The organism is Trinickia sp., from assembly GCF_036503415.1.
In the GTDB taxonomy this organism is placed as follows: domain Bacteria; phylum Pseudomonadota; class Gammaproteobacteria; order Burkholderiales; family Burkholderiaceae; genus Trinickia.
The window spans coordinates 1-5039 of record NZ_DASXWY010000184.1 but is presented as its reverse complement, the minus strand read 5'-3'; the positions used below and the strand labels follow the sequence as shown (position 1 = coordinate 5039).

The 5039-nt window shown below is 63.8% G+C and carries 3 protein-coding genes and 1 pseudogene; all 4 read left to right on the top strand.

Annotated features, from left to right (window positions below):
- The first annotated feature begins 38 nt into the window (after nucleotides 1-38).
- Entirely contained in the window at nucleotides 39-674 is a 636-nt protein-coding gene (locus VGL01_RS22410; protein ID WP_331573280.1) for an FMN-binding negative transcriptional regulator, read from the top strand.
- Between the two features lies 1 nt (nucleotide 675).
- Nucleotides 676-1311: a LysE family translocator gene (locus tag VGL01_RS22405; protein WP_331573278.1), complete on the top strand. Its 636-nt coding sequence runs from the start codon at nucleotides 676-678 to the stop codon at nucleotides 1309-1311.
- A gap of 188 nt (nucleotides 1312-1499) precedes the next feature.
- On the top strand, nucleotides 1500-3956 hold the full coding sequence (locus tag VGL01_RS22400; protein ID WP_331573276.1) for a bifunctional acetate--CoA ligase family protein/GNAT family N-acetyltransferase: 2457 nt from the start codon (nucleotides 1500-1502) through the stop codon (nucleotides 3954-3956).
- Between the two features lie 190 nt (nucleotides 3957-4146).
- Nucleotides 4147-5039, top strand: a pseudogene (locus tag VGL01_RS22395) (hypothetical protein); the annotation flags it as partial.

The following is a 5039-nucleotide window of genomic DNA, read 5'->3' as shown; positions in this document are numbered from 1 at the left end:
GGGCGAGCAGGCACACTTACTCCGCTACGGGACCCGATATGTACATACCAGCCGCTTTCAACGAATCCCGGATCGAAAACCTGCACGCCTGCATCGTGCAACATCCGTTTGGCACGCTGATTACGCACGGCAAGAGCGGATTGGACGCCAATCATATTCCGTTCGAGCTGGCGGCCGGCGAAGGCGAGCACGGCGTTTTGCGCGCCCATGTCGCACGAGCCAATCCTGTATGGCAGGACATCGCGGACGGCGACGAGGTGCTCGTGGTCTTCCGCGCCGCGGACGCCTACATTTCGCCCAACTGGTACCCAAGCAAGCACGAGCTCCACAAACAGGTGCCGACCTGGAATTACATCGTCGTCCACGCACACGGCCGGATCCGCGTCCACGACGACGAGCGATACGTACGCGGCGTCGTCGCCAGATTGACCCGAACGCACGAGGCGTCTCTGCCGGAGCCGTGGAAGATGTCGGATGCGCCGAAGGACTATATCGATACGATGCTCAAATCGATCGTCGGCTTGGAAATCGACATCACGCGATTGATCGGCAAGACCAAGCTCGGTCAGAACAAGGAGGCGCGCGATATTCGCGGGGCAGCTGTCGCGCTGAAAGCGCGCGGCGAGACCGCAATTAGCGAGGCGATGTTGGCCGAGGCTGAGAAAAAGGCCTGACATGTCCGCGAACTCATTGCTTTCCGCAGACCTGTTGCTCGCCTATACCGCCTATTTCATCGGCACCGCCAGCCCGGGACCGAGCAACCTGGCGATCATGTCCATCGCGGCCAGCCAAGGAAGAAAGGCGGCGCTGGCGTTCGCGTTCGGCGTCGTTTCCGGATCGATGTTCTGGGCGACGGTCGCGAAACTCGGTATCTCGGCGGCGTTGGTCGCCTATTCGCAATTCATCGTCGCGGTCAAACTCTTTGGCGGGCTGTACCTTCTCTGGTTGGCTTTCAAATCGGGACGCAGCGCGCTCGTACCCGCTGCCGCGACGCTGCGGCAAACGGGGCGGCCGGATACTCCGAGAGGCTTATACATCCGAGGGGCATTACTGCATTTGACGAATCCCAAGGCGGTCCTTGTGTGGGTTTCGATCGTCGCGCTTTCGTCCAGCCGCTCCGGTTCCGCTCATGACGCGGTCATCCCCGGCTGCGCCGTCATCGGATCGCTCGTGTTCAGCGGTTATACATTGCTCTTTTCCATGGATTCGGCGCGCCGGCTCTACATACGAACGCGCCGCGTATTGGAAGGGTGCCTTGCCGTCGCATTCGGCGCGGCAGGTATCAAGCTGCTGGCATGGCCCTCGAGGTGACCGCGATTCTCCCGAGCACGATTGACCGCCAATACATCGAGTGCCCGGGATGCGGCAACATACCCTAACGCGAAGCGTCGCACCCGGAAAGTCGTAAACTGACGCAACCCGAGCTGCGGTGAAGCTCGGTCCGCGATGCTTCAGCCTCAACGCAGGTCCCGTGCCTTTTCCCGAACGAGGGATCGCTCATGACCATCCGCAATCTCGATGCGCTTTTCAAGCCCCGATCGGTCGCGGTGATCGGCGCGTCCTCTCGGCCGGGCAGCCTCGGCGCCATCGTCTGGCAGCGCCTGCTGGCCGGCGGTTTCGCCGGCCCCGTGTGGCCCGTCAATCCGAAATACGACGAGCTCGACGGTCACCCCGTTTTCCGCGATGTGGCCGATCTCCCTGAAGCGCCAAGCGTAGCGTTGCTCTGCACCCCGAGCGCGGTATGGCCGGACATCGTGCACAAGCTCGGCAGCATGGGAGCGCGCGCGGCGATCCTGATCGGCGACGCACGCAGTATCGAAGCATCGGCCGCCGTCGACGATGTACTCGTCGCCGCCCGCCCGCACTTGCTGCGCATCGTAGGGCCGGGCAGTCTTGGCGTCATCACGCCCGCGCTGGGGGCGCAACTGGATGCCGCATCGTGCATCGTCAAGCCGGGCGGCGTGGCCTGGGTGTCGCAATCGAACGCGCTGACGAATGCGGTGCTTGGCTGGGCCGATGCTCGAGGTCTGGGCTTTTCGCATGCGATCGCGCTCGGCGGCGAGGCCGATGTCGATGCGGGCGATGTGCTCGACTACCTGGCCAGCGACGGTGCGACGCGCGCCATCCTGCTGGAGCTTTCGACCGTGCGGGCCGCGCGCAAGTTCATGTCGGCCGCGCGCGCCGCGGCCCGCGGCAAGCCAGTGCTCGTGCTGCGCACAGGCTGCGCCGATTCCGACGATGCACTTTATGCCGCGGCGTTTCGCCGTGCGGGGATGGTGCGCGTCGAAACACTCGACGATCTGCTCGACGAAATCGAAACCCTCGGACTCGGGCGCATTGCGGCAAGTTCGACCGCAACACTGATCGCGGCGGACCGCGGGGTGGCCGCGCTCGCATCCGATGCATTCGCTTCGGCCGGCGCTCAGCTCGCGCGATGGTCCGACGGCGCGAAGCAGGCGCTCGCGTCGGCCTTGCCGCATGTGACGCCGAGCAACCCGGTGCTGCTGGGCGACGATGCGCATGCCGCGGATTTCGGCCGCGCGCTCGATGCGCTTGCGCCGCACGACGATACGGGTGCGGCGTTTATCGTGCACGCCTCGACACATCGCGCACCGGCCGAGGCGGTCGCGCGCGTGCTCATCGAGCGCCAGCGCTTTGCCCATCGCGGCATGCTCGCCTGCTTTTTCGGGGGGCTCGATGCGCCTGCGCGCGATGCGTTGCGCGCGCATGGCATCGCCGTGCATTCGACGCCGCATCGCCTCGCACGCGCGTTTGCAAGACTCGTCGATTACCGGCTCGCCCGCGAGTTGCTGATGCAGACTCCGCAGGGCTTGCCGGCGCACGTGCCGGTAGCGCTTGCGGCGATCCAGGCGCGCGTGCGAGACGCCGTGGCGGCGGGCACGATGACGCTCGACGGCGACGAGGCGGCGCATCTCGTCGCGTGCTTCGGCCTGCGTGTAGCGGCGCATGTCGCGAGCCGGCCGGAATCCGAAGCGACCGCAACGACGGCACGATTGGCACAGGGTGGCGATGCGAAGGAAGGCAAGGGCGAGGGCGGGACCTCCAGCTTCGACGAACGGTTCGAAGACGAAGCGATCGTCGACGTGACGGTCGAACTCGACGACGATGCCGATTTCGGCCCCGTGTTTCGCTTTACGGCGCCTCCGGCGAATGGTGTGCCTGCGCCGTTTTGCACCTATGGTCTGCCGCCGCTCAACCCCGTTCTTGCACGCGAGATCGTCGCGCGCTCGCCGTACGCGGATCGTGTGCCCGTCGAGCCGCTTTTGCAGGCGCTTACCGCGCTTTCGGAGATGGTGTGCGCGGTCGAGCAGATCGCGGGTATGAGTGCGGTGCTGCGTGTCATGCCGGACCGCGTCGTGCTTGTCGCCCCGCGATTGCGGATTGCGAGCTCGCGCGGACGTCTTGCAATCGTGCCCTACCCACGCCATCTGGAAGAGACGCTGGACTGGCAGGGCAAGCGTTTGACGATCCGCCCGATCCGTCCCGAGGATGAAGCGGCACATCGTGCATTGATTGCCGCGATGTCGCCCGACGATTTGCGGCTGCGATTCTTCGGCGCCGTGCGCGGCTTCGATCACTCGCAACTCGCGCGTATGACGCAAATCGACTATGACCGCGAAATGGCCCTCATCGCGGTGGAAATCGATCTAAATGGAGTCGCGCAAACGTTTGGCGTTGCGCGTATTGTCGCCGATCCCGATAACGAATGCGCCGAATTTGCCGTGGCCGTCCGCTCGGATATTAAGGGCAAAGGGCTCGGAACATTACTGCTCGCCCGGATCATCGACTATGCGCGCACTCGCGGCACGCGCTTCGTGACGGGAGAAATCCTGCGCGAAAACGCGCCGATGCTGGCGCTTGCGAGAGCAAACGGCTTCGAGATGCACGCCTCGGACGATCCCTCGGTGATCGCCGTCCGACTCCCGCTTCAGTAGGCATCCGGTTCGTCAGCCGCCGGCAATCGCCTCCGCGGCAATCGGTTCGCACCTGATTCGGCGCAATTCAAGCGCCGCCAAAAAGCCGAAATAACCGACCAGGTAAAGGCTTTACGATCCTTTGCAATTCTTTAAAAACGGTTCCGCTATAGTGCCGAGCGTCAAATACAAACGATGAGAGGACGGGCATATGCGGAATTCAGATTTATATCGGCACGCAACGATTGATCATACGAAATCGCGTGCAATTCGGTCTCCAATCTCCAATGACGCATCGCGCCTGCGCCCTAAGGCGACGACGCTTGCCGTTCTCGGCTACGTCGCGCTGATTCCGGCACTGGCTCACGCGAACTGCACGACTTCGGGCGCGACGACGACGTGCGACACCTCGGCGCCGTCGCCTTGGACGACGACGATCGGAACGGGGCCGACAACCGCGTCCGGCGCTCAGGTGACCGTGGGGCCGAACGCGCAGATCGTCGTGGGCAACACCAGCGCGATCGCGCTGTCGGACAACTCGAATATCGTCGTGCAGTCCGGCGCGCTGGTGCAGAATGCCTCGACGAATACCACCGGCACGTACGGCACGGGCGGCAATACGATCGATCTGCGCAATAACAACACGCTGACCGTCCAACAGGGCGCGACCGTATTGTCCAACGGCACCCAAACGACTGCCGAGGCCGTCAATCCGGAAGGCACCGGCAATACGATCGTCAACAACGGGACGATCCGGGGCATTAACTCCGCGGCTATCTGGTTTCAGAACACCTCGGGTACGAACACGGTCATCAATAACGCGACCGGCGTCATCCAGGCACCCAACAACGTGATGGGAGCGTCCGGCAACGGCGCCGTGGTGTTCACCAATCTCGGCAAGGTGATCGGCAACCTGGTTTTCGCAGGCGGCAACGACACATTGAACCTGTTCTCCGGCTCGAGCGTATCGGGCACGATCAATGGCGGCGGCGGCAGCAACCTGCTGACGCTCAATGGCACCGGCAGCGACACGTTGCCGGCGACGATCACCGGCTTCCAGACGCTGCAGAAAAAGGACAGCGGCACCTGGACGATCACGAATTC